Source organism: Roseimicrobium gellanilyticum (genome assembly GCF_003315205.1).
Classification (GTDB): domain Bacteria; phylum Verrucomicrobiota; class Verrucomicrobiia; order Verrucomicrobiales; family Verrucomicrobiaceae; genus Roseimicrobium; species Roseimicrobium gellanilyticum.
Genome location: NZ_QNRR01000011.1, coordinates 1 through 15,377 on the forward strand (window position 1 = coordinate 1; position 15,377 = coordinate 15,377).

The following is a 15,377-nucleotide window of genomic DNA, read 5'->3' on the forward strand; positions in this document are numbered from 1 at the left end:
GAACCTCCGCCAGTGCCCTCACGCAGCGTCCGTCTCACCAATCTGCCCTGGGCATCATAGTGGCTGGTGGCCCACTGCCCATTGCCACTCAACTGGCCCACGGCGCGTCCCGCCAGGTCGTAGCAATAACTCGTGGTCCGCCCGCCCTCGGTGATGCCCACCGGCCGATTGAGCGCATCAAAGGTGCGTGCCTCACTCCTGCCTGTGCCATACGCCGTGGCGATGCGATTGCCCGCAAGGTCATAGGAATATGCATGGGTGAACCCACGGGACACCTCAGTGCTCACGCGGCCGAGGTCGTCATAGGTATAGCTCACATTACCCGCAGGCTGCGCGCCTTCAGTCACGCTCAGCAACTGTCCCACCGCGTCGTACGCATAGGTGCGCGTGCCTTGCGCTCCACCCACGTACGTGACCGTGCTCAGGCGATTGCGCATGTCATACGCATAGGTCGTCTGGCGTCCCATCGCATCGGTGCGGGAGGTCTTGTTGACCTCATCATAACCAAAGGACGTGGTCTGATTCCCTCCTTGCCCTTCGAGCGGATGTGACACGGAGGTCTCGCTCAACACCCGGTTTTGTGCGTCATAGACAAATTGTGTCAGCCGGTTGTTGGCGTCCTTCACTTCCGTGCGATTGCCACCTTTGTCATACTTGAAGTTCGTCTGGTAACCCAGCGGGTCGGTGGTGCGCGTCATGCGGCCCAGGGGGTCATACACGTTGAACACGCTGCGCCCGCGGGCGTCGATCGTCTCCAGGACATTGCCGCCAGCATCATACTTCGTACGGGAGTAGGTGGCGAGCGTGCCCAGTCCATGGACATCCACCGCAGGACGTTTCACGCCGGTCGCACGGCCGAGGCGGTCATAGCCGGTCTCCGTCACGTGACCCAAAGGGTCCGTCACCTTGATTGCACGTCCCATGACGTCATACTCCGTGGTGGTCATGGGCTGCTTCCACGTGCCGCTCATGGCGTCCGCGATGTATGGCATCTCAACCTCCACGGGGCGATTGCGATTGTCATACTCGGTCTGAATCACGCGGCCCAGCGGGTCCTGCACGGCAACGACATTGCCATTGGCATCGTAGGCCGTGCGGGTCACCGGTCGCACCATATTGCCATACCCGTCATCCACCACGGGCGCTTCCGCGCGAATCATCCGCCCGGCATCATCATAGAAGCTGTAGGCAGTGCGCCCCAGCTCATCCACACTCTTCCATACCTGCCCGGCTGAAGTGTAGAAGGACTGCTTCACGGATGCAGGAACACCAGACCCAAAGGGCAAATGCACTTCCGTGGGCCGGTTCAGCCCGTCATACTCCGTGGTGGTGATCCTGCCCAGGGGATCCGTCACGCTGATGGCATTGCCCACTTCATCATACTCCGTTTCCGTGGTGACATGCTGGACGGTGGTGTGGGAGGTGTCCACCATGGTGGTTTCCACAGGGCGATACAGCTTGTCATACTCCACCGTGGTCACGAACCCCTGTGGGTCCGTGGTGCTGGTGGGCTTGAATCCACTTACGGAGAAAATGCTCCCTCCGGAATTGGCTCCGCTATAGCTGAAGGTGCTGACCAGCTTCTCCGAGGTGATGCCCGTCGAGTTGACCGTCGTCTTGGTGAGCCGACCCATGTTGTCATACTCATGCTCAGCCATGACACCCCGTGGGTCCTTGACCGTCACGGGCAGGTTAAAGACATTGTAAGAGGTCTCCGTCACGAGGTCTCCGTTGTAGTCCGCCACGAGGTCAGTGCCCGAGGAGAACGTCCCACCCCCCGTCACTCGCGCGCCGGCCATGCCATTGCCATTGAGGTCCACCGTGCTCTTGGTGCGGCGGTTCAGGTCGTCATATTCGTGGAAGGTCTTCGTCCCCTCCTCATTGCGCTCCCACAGCACGTTCCCATGAGGGTCGTAGCTGAGTTCCTTGAAGGTGCTGTCGGGATGGATGACCTTTTTCAAGCGGAGGGTGTCCGCTTCATATTCGAAGGTGGTTGTATATCCCCTGGGATCCTTCACCGTCTTCTTGCTGCCATTCCCAGTGTAGGTGTACGAGGTGATGCTCTCCATCCCTCCCGCCACACGGACGATTTCGTTGCAGACGCGTCCATTGTCGTCAGGCTCATATTCCGTCACCATGTCCCCGATGGCCGTCGTATTGGACTGCACCGTGCGTTTGGTCAGGAAGCCATCATAGTCCAGATCCGCATAGGCATAGTCCGTGATGCGCAGGGGTGAGCCTCCCCCTGAAGGAATGACCCGCTCCTGCAGACGCAGACCGGTCACAGGCTCAATCGTGTACTCCGTACGCGTGCCACGCTCATCGGTCACGCTCTTGAGCACCCTGGTCGCTGCATCGTACGTGAAGCTTTTCACGCCCTGCAACGCATTTTCCTGGCTGGTGGGATCGTCAAAGTACCCGACTTGCTCAGCGGGTCCCTCCCAGACGTCTTCATAGTTGAACAGGGTGGTATTACCGCTGACATCCGTAGCCGATGCCAGCGCCATGCCTGCCTCAGCGTTGAACTCGAACGTTTCAATACCTGCCGCCGAGCTCAGCGCCATTTTCTTGAAGGTCAGAGTCAGCGACCGGCTCGTGGACATCTCATCACCCGGATCGGGCAGCAGCGGAATGAAGATATCCGGCTCGGTGAAGGTGTAGGTATAATTCCCCGCGGGCCCCGACACTGTCGTCTGCACTGCACTTTCGATCAGCTCCCCTTCGACATTAATTCCCACCTGTCGTGTACCGCTGAAATTGACGACCGTTCCTCCGGGCATGGTCACGCTCGTCAACAGACGTGGCAAGCCCGTCTGGATGCGGGTAATCAAGTCCCCCACAGACCATTGAACGAATTTTTGTGAGTGGTTGAGGATGTACTCAAAGTTGTAGTTCTTACCTCGCTCATCGGTGATCCGATTCAACTCAAGGTGAGTGGTAACGTTTACCGGACCTGGCGCCTCTGGGTCCGGTGTGGGATCCGTTTCGTAGGCGACCTGATAACCGTAGCCAACGGTGTTTCCCCCACGAGTGACACTCTGCAATACCGGGATTGCGTTCACCCCTTCTCCGAGGAGCGTGTAGTTGTAATTGATGAACTCACCTGATGGTCCGCGCACGGTGGTGATACGCCCATCGTTTTGGATGATGTCCATGCGGAGGGCCGGCCGCTCTGGATCGTGGATGGTGCGGGGAATCAGCGTCTTGAAAGCCCTCGGCGGATCGTCCTCACTCACCGGATAGGTATAGACCAGCCTATTGCCGAGCCGATCCTGCACCCACAGCAACCTGGCATAGTCCAGCCTGTTGAGGCCATCGCTTCCGGTCAGACGGTCATGGGGGAAGCTCTGCGAGAACGTTGAAGTCTCAAACATGCACGCGGTGCCGAATTTTTTCTTGTACTGGAGATAGGTTGTCCCGCCGATCACCACTTCCTCCAAGGTGTCAAAGCGCGTTTCCCCGTGCTGTTTTTCCTGTCGGCTGTGAATCCAGGGCCTGGGCAGAGATTCCAATCCCATCGCCGGAAGCATCCTGACAAAGACGACCGTACTTCCCTGTTCATCGGTCACCACGGCACGTGTGCCACTGTCTTCAAACCGAATATGAGGTGTCAGATTGGACGTCCAGCCCATGCCAAAAGGCCGGTCCGGTCGCTCCAACGGGCGGAGTCCTGAGCGCGCCGAATAACTTTCCGGAGTTAGATCCCGGCGCACCGCAAAAGGCATCAAGCTGCTCTCGACGCTGACATACACATCGCTCACGGAATGGCGCAACAGTCGGGAGTAAGCGTCAACATAGGTTTCCTCGGGAATTTCTCCCGATTCATCCTGCACCTGCGGCTTGTCATCTGGGATTGGTGTGCCATTCAAACCAACTTTGCGGTACCTCGGGCCAGCCCCGTCCGTTGCTGCGAGGGTGAATGGAGAGTTGTGTACGGGAATGGGCACATACCTGACTGCTCGCTGAGGGCCGTAGGCAAGATCCGAACCACTGGACTCCAACAGGATTGTCTGACTGCTGCTCTCCTGGCCCATTGCGAGAGTCATCGTCTGGATGCCACCCACCCAACTGATACTCGTAACGCGCTCCTCAGGTGGCGCGTACAAGTCAAACACCGTACGCGCGACTCGGAATTTTTTAGTGATGGGTTTGTTGGCACCTCCGGCAACGTGCAGTCTGAGCACCTGCTGTTGTTCGATGCTGGTTCGGGAATAGTTTTCCCAGTTGGCCACTACATTTGAGGGAGTCTGACCATTCGAACCCAGCAGCATGGAATACTCCACAGAGCTGCTGGTGCTCGAATCCCACCACGTATAATACTCGCTCTCGAGGCCGTAGTTGAAATGGTCCCAGAGATCTGGCTGCTCCAGGACACCATCGCTGAGCACCACCCAGTCACCCATCGGCAGAACGGGGCGCGTAGGAGAGACGTCCTGAGCAGTCTCCCAAGTAAGCCCAAAGAATCCGTAGCCATCCGGCGCCGAGCGCAAGCTGCTCCACGCCTCTTCTTCGGTGATCTCCCCTTCATACCGCGTGCGGTTCACGTAATGATACACCAGCCCACCGCGTGCCTGCCAGCGGAGATCGTCATGATACTGGCTCAAGGGTGGCAGGTACTCAGTGAAGTCGAACTCCTTTACGATGCCCGGTAGCAGCGGCATGACGGAGGGAGTTTGCGCCGAGGATCCCCCGTTATTCGCACCGCTCTGGTTTCCTGACCACCCTACTGTCGGCGGAGTACCTGAAGGAACACCCGCACTCACCGGAAGAGAGTCTGCATCTCGCGGATCACTGCCTGCCAGCACTTCGGTCCGATTGTCATGTCCATCAGCATCCCAGTCGTCATTGTATGCCCGACCATCATTGCCGAGATCCGTTTGGTTGAGTCCCAGCGAGGCTGAGGTGATGGAGAACGCGAACTGGAAGTCATCACCATTGGCCGGATTGGAGTCGGAATCAGCCACTGTCGGATGCGTGTTGCGCACATATTCTTCCACGTTGAACACGTAGTCACCGTCCGGGTCGTCGTACGCATCGGTGGGATCTTCAATATTCAAGCCCCAAGTGAGCTCCCAAACATCGGTCATCCCGTCGTTGTCCCTGTCATATCGCGCCTGATATTGAGCCCCCAGATACCACCCTTGTTGATAGGCGCTCACATTGCTCACCCCGTCACCATCCAAGTCGCCATGGATGTCATCCCATTCGTCACTGGGATTGAGCCCATAGTGCTGTTCGATGCGATCGGGAATTCCGCCGTAGTCCGAGTCCGTCATGTCCACCATGTACCAGTCCGTATACTGGCCGCTCAAGCTGTGAGCATTGGTGGGACTTACTCCCATGTTCTGATATACCACCGCTTCCTCATAGTCCGTGAGTCCATCGTCATCAGAATCCACGTCCGTGTCGCTGGTTCCGAGGGCTGTCTCCTCGCTCAGAAGCAACCCATCACCATCCTGGTCCCAATCATCGGGCATGGGATCCTGCCAGTTAAGCAGCAAATCGCCATCATTGTCTTGCAGTGCGGCTCCGTACCACGCGGTGTTGTTGATGGAGCTGTAGTTGGTATAGTCGCCCGGGAATGGATCCAATGAGTTCTCGATTCCATCACTGTCGACGTCATTGGCGGGTGGATATGGCTCGGGGTCGTTCCAGTTGGGAATGCTGTCGTGGTCATCATCAGCCACCACGTTGCCGTACCACGGAATATTATTTACGCTGCTGTAGTTGGAGTAGTCGTTCGGGAAAGGGTCGTTTTCGTTTAGCAGTGCATCGTTGTCATAGTCCCCACTCGGATCGACTGACGCCAGGTGGTCCTCGAAGTCTGTGTGGCCATTGTCATCGGTGTCAGTATCCAACGGGTCCGTGCCCGTCGTGAATACCTCATCAAAGTCTGTGATGAGATCGCTGTCCGTGTCGGGGGAGTAGGGATTGGTCCCCAGAAAGTTCTCGTACCAACCTTGCAGAGCATCGCTATCCGCATCGCTGTAGTCTGGTCCTTCTGATGGCTCAGGGTCTGTCGAGTTCCAGACGGGATTGCCATTGGTGTCCGGTTGATACTGCGATTGTACCGGCCCCAGCATGCACAGCAGCGCTGCCAGCAATTGAGCACCATGACCGAACACGAACCAGCGGCGGTAAAATGCGCGAAGGGAACAAGACGGGGACTGAGACAGTTTCATCAGCAGAATGCGCGTTTTTTCCTATATAGAACTCGGAAGAATTCTTGGCTTATATAGGTTATCCGCGCATCACGCAACTGCATATTTGAACAGTTGTCGCGATTTTTGCGCGCTCCTGTTGTTTCGCTGGCCCGAGATAGGAGGCGAGCCCGCCAGCACCAGCCGTTGCATGATTGCGCGATGTTGGCTCTCCGGCGCTGAGCAATTGCGTCAAAACGGCTCGAATTGCCGGGCTTGGCGACCCGTCGCTCGCACACAGCATTCTTATAATTGCCTCATTACGAGCAATTTCTGATGTACACGCTTTCAATGGCACGCCTCCTGCCAGATAGGGCGCGCACATTTCTCACTTTACCCCTAACTATGAGCAAAATTCTCGGCATTGACCTTGGTACCACCAACTCCTGTATGGCTGTCCTCGAAGGCAGCGAGCCTCAGGTGCTGGAGAATTCGGAAGGAGCGCGCACGACGCCGTCCGTGGTGGCCTTCACCAAGAGCGGTGAACGCCTCGTGGGCCAGGCAGCCAAGCGCCAGGCGGTGACCAACCCGCGCAATACTGTTTTCTCCGTGAAGCGTTTGATGGGCCGCAAGTTCTCCGAACTGACGGAGGCGGACAAGCGCGTGCCCTACAAGATCGTTCCTGCCTCCAACGGCGACGCCCACGTGGAAGTGGAAGTCGGCGGCGAAAGGAAAACCTACAGTCCGCAGGAAGTCTCCGCGATGATCCTGGCCAAGCTGAAGGCGGATGCGGAAGCCCGTCTCGGTGAAACCATCACGGAAGCGGTCATCACCGTTCCTGCCTACTTCAACGACTCGCAGCGCAATGCGACGAAGGCCGCCGGCGAAATCGCGGGCCTGACCGTGAAGCGCATCATCAACGAGCCCACCGCAGCCTCCCTGGCTTACGGCCTTGAGTCCAAGAAGGACGAAAAGATTGCCGTGTATGACCTTGGTGGTGGTACGTTCGACATTTCCGTACTGGAAATCGGCGACGGCGTCTTCGAAGTGCTCGCCACGGATGGCGACACCCACCTCGGCGGTGACGACTGGGACAACAAGTTGATCAATTGGATCATCACCGAATTCAAGAGCGAGAGCGGCATTGACCTCAGCGGTCAGCCTGACGCACTCCAGCGCATCAAGGAAGAGGCGGAAAAGGCGAAGATCGCCCTGAGCTCCAGCCAGAGCTACGACATCAGCCTGCCCTTCATCACGGCCGACCAGACCGGTCCGAAGCACATCACCAAGACGTTGACCCGCGCGAAGCTGGAGCAGCTGACGGATGACCTCTTCGAGCGCACCGTGAAGCCGGTGCGTGACTGCCTTGCCGCAGCCAAGCTCGACGCCTCCAAGATTGATGAACTCGTCCTCGTGGGCGGCATGACCCGCATGCCCCGCGTGATCGAAACCGCGCGCAAACTGGCTGGCAAGGAACCGCACAAGGGCGTGAACCCGGACGAAGTCGTCGCGGTGGGTGCCTCCATCCAGGGCGGTGTGCTTGGCGGCCACGCAGCGATGAAGGACATCGTTCTTCTCGACGTGACACCGCTCACGCTGGCGATTGAAACGGAAGGCGGCATCGCCACTCCGATGATTGCCCGCAATACCACGGTGCCGAAGAAGGCGACGCAGACCTTCTCCACAGCGGCGGACAACCAGCCCGGCGTGGAAGTCGTGGTCGTGCAGGGCGAGCGCCCCATGGCCCGTGCTGAGGGCAACAAGGTGCTCGGCACCTTCAAACTCGATGGCATCCCACCCATGCCCCGTGGCATGGCACAGATTGAAGTCTCCTTCGACATCGACCGCAACGGCATTCTGCACGTCACCGCCAAGGAAAAGACCACGGGCAAGGAGAGCAAGATCTCCATCGCCGGAAGCAGCGGTCTGACCCCTGAGGAAATCGAGCGCGCCAAGCGCGAAGCCGAGGTGCACGCCGAGGAAGACAAGAAGCGCAAGGAAGGCGTCGAAACCAAGAACAAGGCGGAATCCCTCGTCTATCAGGTGGAGAAGTCCCTCAAGGACCTGGGCGACAAGGTGCCCGCCGACCAGAAGCAGCCCCTGCAGGACAAGGTGGACGGCCTGAAGAAGGCCATCGCCGACGACGACACGACTGCCATGGCGTCCCGTATGGACGAGCTGGAGAAGCTCTTCGCTGCGGCCTACCAGGCCATGGCGGCCGCCGGTGGCGCTCCTGACATGGGTGGCGAGGCCGGACCGGAAGCCGCCGCCACAGGCGGCAGCGCAAGCTCCTCAAGCGACGCAGGCAGCGGTGCCAGCAAGGACAAGGGCAACGTGGTCGACGCCGACTTCGAAGTGGTGGACAAGAACGACAACAAGTCCTAAGCCCCAGCCTTCTTCTTCAGTAGATTAGTTTCCCCACAGCCGGCTGCGAAGCCGCACTCGCGGTACGCAGCCGGCTGGGTGAACCAAACCAAAACACAACACAGAACCGAAACAGCACACAGCATACCAACCATGGCTACGAAAATTACACCCCTGGGTCGCCGCATTCTTGTGAAGCGTGTGAGCTCCGAGGAAAAGACCGCCGGCGGCATTTTCCTTCCTGACACCGCAAAGGAAAAGCCCCAGGAGGCTGAAGTCCTCGCACTCGGCACCGGCAAGGACGATGAAGGCAAGGACGTGAAGGACCTCTTCACCGTGAAGGTGGGCGACAAGGTGCTCATCAGCAAGTACGGCGGCACCGAAGTGAAGGTGGACGGCGAAGACGTGCTCATCATCAACGAAAGCGACGTGCTCGGCATCGTTGGCTAAGGCCCGCGCTGTTCGTTCTGACGCCCCGTTTCCAAAAAGAACAAAAATACTAAGAGATAATACACCATGGCAAAGCAACTCAACTTCGACGAAAGCGCCCGCCAGGCCCTCCTGCGCGGCGTGCAGAAGATCGCCAAGGCGGTCAAGGCCACCCTCGGACCTTCGGGCCGCAACGTGATCCTGGAGAAGAAATTCGGCTCCCCCACCATCACCAAGGACGGCGTGACTGTCGCCAAGGAAGTGGAACTGTCCGACCCCTATGAAAACATGGGCGCCCAGCTCGTGAAGGAAGTCTCCAGCAAGACCAGCGACGTGGCCGGTGACGGCACCACGACCGCCACGGTGCTCGCCGAGGCCATCTATTCCGAAGGCCTGCGCAACGTAACCGCCGGTGCGAACCCGACCTCCCTGCAGCGCGGCATCCTGAAGGCCACTGAGGCCGTCGTCGCCAAGCTCAAGGAAATCAGCGTGCCCGTGACCAAGGCGACCGAAATCGCCCAGGTCGCCACCGTCTCCGCCAACTGGGACACGGAAATCGGCAAGATCATTGCTGATGCCATGGACAAGGTGGGCAAGGACGGCACCATCACTGTGGAAGAGGCCAAGAGCATCGAAACGACCCTCGAAGTCGTGGAAGGCATGCAGTTCGACAAGGGCTACCTGTCCCCCTACTTCGTGACGAACGCGGAGAGCATGGAAGCCATCATCGAGAACGGCTACATCCTCATTCACGAGAAGAAGATTGGCAGCCTCAAGGACATGCTGCCCCTTCTTGAGAAGGTCGCTCGCTCCGGCAAGCCCCTCCTCATCATCGCGGAAGACGTGGAAGGTGAAGCGCTCGCCACCCTCGTGGTGAACCGCCTGCGTGGCACCCTCAACATCTGCGCTGTGAAGGCTCCTGGCTTCGGCGACCGCCGCAAGGCCATGCTCGAAGACATCGCCGTCCTCACCGGCGGCCGCTGCATCACCGAAGACCTCGGCATCAAGCTTGAGAACATCGAGCTTTCCGACCTCGGCCGTGCGAAGCGCATCACCGTGGACAAGGAAAACACCACCATCGTCGAAGGTGAAGGCACCAGCGAAGCGATCGCCGGCCGCGTGGCCCAGATCCGCCGCCAGATCGACGAAACCACCAGCGACTATGACCGCGAGAAGCTCCAGGAGCGCCTTGCCAAGCTCGCCGGCGGTGTGGCCGTCATCAACGTCGGTGCTGCCACCGAAACCGAGATGAAGGAAAAGAAGGCCCGCGTGGAAGACGCCCTGCACGCCACCCGTGCAGCCGTTGAGGAAGGCATCGTCCCTGGCGGCGGTGTGGCCCTCATCCGTGCTCAGGTTGCCATCGACGGCATCAAGCTCGTTGGCGACGAAGCTACCGGCGCCGACATCGTACGTCGCGCGATCGAAGCTCCTCTCCGTCAGCTCGCTGCCAACGCGGGCGTGGAAGGCGCACTCGTCGTCTCCGAAGTGAAGAAGCAGAAGGGCAACGGCGGCTACAACGTGGCCACCGGCGAATACGTCGACCTCATCAAGGCCGGCGTCGTCGACCCGACGAAGGTGACCCGCAGCGCTCTCCAGAACGCCGCCTCCATCAGCGGTCTCCTGCTGACCACCGAGTGCCTCATCGCCGACATCCCCAAGGAAGAAAAGGCCGAGGCTCCTCACAGCCACGCTGACATGATGTAATCAGCATCCGGGCAGGTTCTTGAAACACCAGAATCAGCTCTGAACAATCAGCGGGTCGCAATGCATATTGCGACCCGCTTTTTTGTGCCGCTTCGCGTCAGGCGATACAGTCATCGCTCCAGAACCAATCATGACAGCCCGCGACAGTTTTGAAGAGTTTGATGCCCTCCTGTCAGTATCCAATTGCGACCGTTGGGCTGATGGACAAGGTCTTGAGGATGCCCAGGAACTCCTGGGGAAATTCACCAGCGCTCAGTGGAGCCGTCTGGAACACGAATGGAGGACACGCGACAAGAAGTGGCGCCTGTGTCTGGAATCCGCCCTCTGCCCACTCCAAAGCGCAGCTGAGGGCCGCCTGCTTCTGGAGATGGCATATGATGTTGACCCGGACGTGAGGTACTCCGCGCTCCACACGATCTCGTTCTACTGTGGCGTGAATAGTTCGGGCACCTATTTTTTTTGACGAGAGTTGTCGAGTGCCCGGGTTTTATGAGTCCGCGAAGGAGGGAGGGAGACTCTTGCAAGTACTCCGAAGGGAGATGGAGGCTCGAGCTCCCACGGTCTTTGACGGCTGGGAACTGATGGCCAAAATGTTGGCGGAGTGAACGCGCTGAGGCAGCGGTCAAAATGCAGGATTATCCATCCTTCATTCGGCCCAGGCCATTTTTTGTTATTTTTTTGAAGCTTGGTTGTCGTACGATGTCAGATAGCGTCTTCCCAAAGAGACCCATGAATTTGCGCACTCTCGGAGAACCCCTCATGTGGGCGAAAGCCCTGTGGGAGCGGCGTACTACGATCCGCCTGTCACGCGAGCAACTGGAAGCCCAGCAGCTCCGCAAGTTTCGCCGCTTCGTCGCTTATGTGCAGAAGCGGTCGCCCTATTATCAGAAGATTATTCAGGAGCGGGGTATTGATCCCGCCACATGCGTGCCCACGGATTTCCCTGTGCTGACCAAGCGCGATGTGATGGCGAACTTTGACGATATCGTCACCGACCGCCGCATCACCCGCGAGCGCGTGCTGGATTTCCTCGCCAAGTCGAAGGACCCCGGAGAGCTCTTCGAGGACGAATATCACGTACTGCACACCTCCGGCACTTCCGGCACCATGGGTGTGTACGTGTATTCTCGTGAAGGATGGATTAAAGGTGCGAGCAACATCACGCGTGTGGCGCCGCCGCGACTGCGCCGGCGTTCCGCATTTGTCGCGGCCACGCGTGGCCACTTCGCCGGTGTGAGCCTCATGGTCACGGGGAACCGTGGCACGAACCGCCTCTTCTACAATGTGCGTACCTATGACGTGGGCCGCCCCATGCCGGAGATCATCGCGGACCTGAACAAGTTCCAGCCGCATGCGCTCTCTGGCTATGCTGCCGTACTGAAGGTGCTGGGCGAAGCGCAGGAGAGAGGGGAACTGAAGATCAAACCCGAGCTGGTGGGCAATGGCGGCGAACCTCTCATGCCTGAGGTGAAGACCCTGTTGCAGCGCGCGTTCAAGGCACCCGTGTCCAATGCCTACGCCACCAGTGAGCTGCTCTATATGGGGCTCACGCTTCCGGACTCTGGCCCGGATGGCAGCATGCACCTCATGGAGGACAACCTCATCTTCGAACTGCATGACGACCACACCTGCGTGACGAATCTCTTCAATGAAGTGATGCCTCTCATCCGCTACCGATTGGATGACGTGCTGGTGCCGGACACGGAGAGCGAGAACAATCTGCCCTTCACCAAGATACGCGGCATCGTGGGTCGCGCTGAAGACGCACTCGTCTTCACCAACAGTCAGGGCAAGGAAGATTTCATTCATCCCATTGTCATTGTAGAGCTGGTCATCCCCGGCCTGAATGCCTGGCAGGTGGTGCTGGAGAGCAAGACATCCTTCCGTTTCCGAGCCCGCTTCGAGCCTGGTCAAAGCGAGGCTGAGCAGCAGGCCACCAAGGAACGCATCATGCAAACCGTGGGTGCCCTGCTTGCCGAGAAGGACATGGGCAATGTGAAGTTCACCATTGAGCCGGTGGAAGAGATGGAGATCGACAAGCACTCCGGGAAATTCCGTCTCGTAGTGCGCGACCCTGCGCTGAAGCCGCCAGTGAGAGCGTGATCACCAACAGGCGACTCGATAGGCAATTCCATCTGGAACGCCAGAAGCCCCGAGTGTTGACTCGAAAAGATTGGGAGTACGGAGACCTGTGATCGTTTCCGCTTCGATACGAAGGTACTCCTTTCAGGATTTGCGTGAGAGAAAAGCGCTGCGCCTTGGAAGTCTGGCAGTCGCAGCCTCCTGCAGCGGAATGGCGAGCTTGAAGAGCAAATGCGATGCAAGCTTCACCAGCCAAGTCTGTGAATGTACGTCCACCATCGCTAGCTGGGTGGTGCCCGGGCAGAGCCACACGCAATAAAAAAGGAGCGGCCCGAAGGCCGCTCCCACTGCAATTCAATCTACTCTTAACTTAACCGACTGATTAGAAGCGGATGGTCAGGCCACCTTCAAGGATGTGGCCGATGGAGTCGTCATATCCGGCAACTGCATCCTGACCGTAGAGGAAGCGATAGCCGATGTTGAGGCTGGCAGCTTCGGTCACACGGAAGGTCACACCGGCCTTGGCTTGGGCTGCGAAGTTCCAGTCGCTGTCGGATTCGCCGCTGAAGAAGGCATCGCCGCCGACGCTTTCCACCTCAGCTTCGCTCCAGATCACGCCCAGGCCACCACCGACGTAGATGCCGACAACATCGGTCACATCAACCGTGTAGAGCACGTTTGCAAAGATGGGGACCTGACGGAACTCACCGTCCACATCGAAGTTGCCAAGCCCCGGGACATGGACTTCGGCGTCTTCAACTCCAAGGTAACCGGATTCCAATTCCACTGACAGGCCATTGCCAAAGGCATAGCCGACCGCACCGAGGATGGAGTAGCCGGTGTCAAAGTCGAGGTCGACACCGAAAGCGCTGGCGTCGTCGAGCCAGAGAGCGCCACCGGCGAGGGACAGGTAGGGGCCGCCGACAGGTGCGGAAGCAGGAGTCGGAGCGACAACGCCCTTGCTGGAGGTGTAGGTGCCAGCCTGGCTGGTCGCCACCATGGCGAGACCAAGCAGAGCGAGGAAGCTATTACGAAGAAGTTTCATGCGATTGTGTCTTGGTTTGTCGGTGAGGGTGAATCATGCCCTTGGAGGGCATGATTCCTTCTGCCCTATACGTCAGAAGTTGCCAATCGCATGCACTTTTTTCAGACGGCAACCAATTATTTTTCGAAGTGCCCCAATCCATATTTCTCCACTCCATGATTAATCATGGAGCTCTCCTGGCTCGAACCAGCCTCGCTTGCGGGTTTCTTTGAGCACGGGATCGTTCACGCGCTTCATCCAGGCTTCCATCTTCCCATCCAGGTCACTCACGACCTTTTGGATCTTTTGTCCCTTGTCCTTGCGTCCTGCTCCGCCAAGCAGATTCTTCGTCTCTCCTGGATCGTCTTTTAGATTGTAGAGCTCATCCATGAGATTTGCGTGGAAATGCCGGACATACTTCCACTCTTCGGTCCGGATCATGCGCATGTAAGCCAGGCCGCTGTTATGCAAATCATACTGGCCAAACCAGTCACCACGCCACGAGACAGCTTCTCCACGCAGCAGGGGCGCGAAATTCTCCCCCTCCACCTTCCATCCAGCGGGAGGCGTCACCCCCGCCATGCCGAGCAGGCTGGGATAGTTATCCAGATTGAGCACCTGCTGCGGGATCACCGCACCTGCCTTCGTGACTCCCGGCCAGCGCACCAGCAACGGGATGCGCAGGGAGGTATCCCACATGTTGGGCCGCTTGGGACCACCCACACCGCCGGCCACCCACATGCCGTTTCCCTTCGTGTGGATACCATGGTGTCCTATGTTGTATCCGTGATCGCTGGTGAACTGGATGATCGTCTTGTCCCAGAGTCCTTCTTTCTCAAGCCAGGCAAAGAGGCGCCCGAGATTCCGATCCACACTGTGGATCGCCGCATAGTATTCACGGGTCCAGTTCTTGATCTGCTGTGCATCCGCGCCCTTCGGCAAGGGCACCGTGGGATCAAGATTGGCGAAGAGCTTGCTGTCCTCTTCCGGCACAGGCGCATAAGCGGTGTGTGGCTCGCGGAAGTGCAGGCTCAAGGCAAAGGCCTTTGCTTTGTTATCCCCGAGCCAGCGGATGGCTTCATCGGTAAGCAGATCGGCTCCATATCCCTTCACCTCCTTCGGACCATCGGGAAAATCATAGGTGGGGTTCATGGGTGAGGTGCCGCCACCCAGGAAGCCATAGAAGTGACCGAAGCCCTGCGCTGTGGGATGCGACTCGGGCTTTTCCCCGAGGTGCCACTTTCCGATCAAGGCCGTGGCGTAACCCGCCTGCTGTAGCACCTTGGACCAGGTGACAGCATCCTTCCCAAGGCCCAGTCCGGCTTTGGCCTCATTGGGCGCAATCCAATCCGTGACCCCCAGTTGAGCTCCATACTTGCCCGTCAGAAACGTCACCCGGCTCGGTGAGCACACTGGTGTAACCGTGAAAGCGTTCTCGAAGCGCACGCCCTCCTTTGCGAGACGATCCATGTTCGGCGTGATGCTCTCCTTGTTCCCGTAGCAGCCGAGGGTCCACGAGGCCTGGTCATCCGTGACAATGGAGATGATGTTCAGGCGCGAGGCATCGGCTGCAGCGAGCACAGACGGCAGAAGCAGGCTGACCAGTAGGAGGAAGATGCGGGACATGCCGCTCA

General features: G+C 58.6%; 8 protein-coding genes. 5 read left to right on the forward strand and 3 right to left on the reverse strand.

The window, feature by feature from the left end; translation table 11 throughout:
• On the reverse strand, positions 1 to 6,182 hold a 6,182-nt coding region (locus DES53_RS24360; RefSeq protein WP_147263587.1), incomplete at its 3' end, for an RHS repeat protein.
• Positions 6,183 to 6,545: 363 nt separating this feature from the next.
• Here DES53_RS24360 and dnaK point away from each other — a divergent pair.
• The 5 genes from dnaK (at position 6,546) to DES53_RS24385 (ending at position 12,740) form a co-directional block, all read left to right on the forward strand.
• Positions 6,546 to 8,525 (forward strand): molecular chaperone DnaK, encoded by a 1,980-nt coding sequence (gene dnaK, locus DES53_RS24365; protein ID WP_113960950.1) that lies wholly within the window; start codon positions 6,546 to 6,548, stop codon positions 8,523 to 8,525.
• Positions 8,526 to 8,657: 132 nt separating this feature from the next.
• Complete coding sequence (locus DES53_RS24370) at positions 8,658 to 8,954, forward strand: co-chaperone GroES (protein WP_113960951.1); 297 nt, start codon at positions 8,658 to 8,660, stop codon at positions 8,952 to 8,954.
• Between the two features lie 66 nt (positions 8,955 to 9,020).
• Entirely contained in the window at positions 9,021 to 10,637 is a 1,617-nt protein-coding gene (groL, locus tag DES53_RS24375; protein ID WP_113960952.1) for a chaperonin GroEL, read from the forward strand.
• Positions 10,638 to 10,767: 130 nt separating this feature from the next.
• Complete coding sequence (locus DES53_RS24380) at positions 10,768 to 11,100, forward strand: hypothetical protein (protein WP_113960953.1); 333 nt, start codon at positions 10,768 to 10,770, stop codon at positions 11,098 to 11,100.
• Between the two features lie 266 nt (positions 11,101 to 11,366).
• The gene (locus DES53_RS24385) at positions 11,367 to 12,740 is read left to right on the forward strand and encodes a phenylacetate--CoA ligase family protein (RefSeq protein WP_170157358.1); all 1,374 of its coding nucleotides are present in this window, start codon (positions 11,367 to 11,369) and stop codon (positions 12,738 to 12,740) included.
• Between the two features lie 361 nt (positions 12,741 to 13,101).
• Here DES53_RS24385 and DES53_RS24390 read toward each other — a convergent pair whose 3' ends face one another.
• Both DES53_RS24390 and DES53_RS24395 read right to left on the reverse strand, forming a co-directional pair.
• The gene (locus tag DES53_RS24390) at positions 13,102 to 13,764 is read right to left on the reverse strand and encodes an outer membrane protein (RefSeq protein WP_113960955.1); all 663 of its coding nucleotides are present in this window, start codon (positions 13,762 to 13,764) and stop codon (positions 13,102 to 13,104) included.
• Between the two features lie 159 nt (positions 13,765 to 13,923).
• A complete protein-coding gene (locus DES53_RS24395) occupies positions 13,924 to 15,369 on the reverse strand; it encodes a sulfatase family protein (RefSeq protein WP_170157359.1) in 1,446 nt (481 codons plus the stop codon).
• Between the last annotated feature and the right edge of the window lie 8 nt (positions 15,370 to 15,377).

Coding starts and splice junctions, on each gene's coding strand:
- dnaK (WP_113960950.1), top strand. CDS start 6,546: ATGAGCAAAATTCTCGGCATTGACCTTGGTACCACCAACTCCTGTATG.
- DES53_RS24370 (WP_113960951.1), top strand. CDS start 8,658: ATGGCTACGAAAATTACACCCCTGGGTCGCCGCATTCTTGTGAAGCGT.
- groL (WP_113960952.1), top strand. CDS start 9,021: ATGGCAAAGCAACTCAACTTCGACGAAAGCGCCCGCCAGGCCCTCCTG.
- DES53_RS24380 (WP_113960953.1), top strand. CDS start 10,768: ATGACAGCCCGCGACAGTTTTGAAGAGTTTGATGCCCTCCTGTCAGTA.
- DES53_RS24385 (WP_170157358.1), top strand. CDS start 11,367: ATGAATTTGCGCACTCTCGGAGAACCCCTCATGTGGGCGAAAGCCCTG.
- DES53_RS24390 (WP_113960955.1), bottom strand. CDS start 13,764: ATGAAACTTCTTCGTAATAGCTTCCTCGCTCTGCTTGGTCTCGCCATG.
- DES53_RS24395 (WP_170157359.1), bottom strand. CDS start 15,369: ATGTCCCGCATCTTCCTCCTACTGGTCAGCCTGCTTCTGCCGTCTGTG.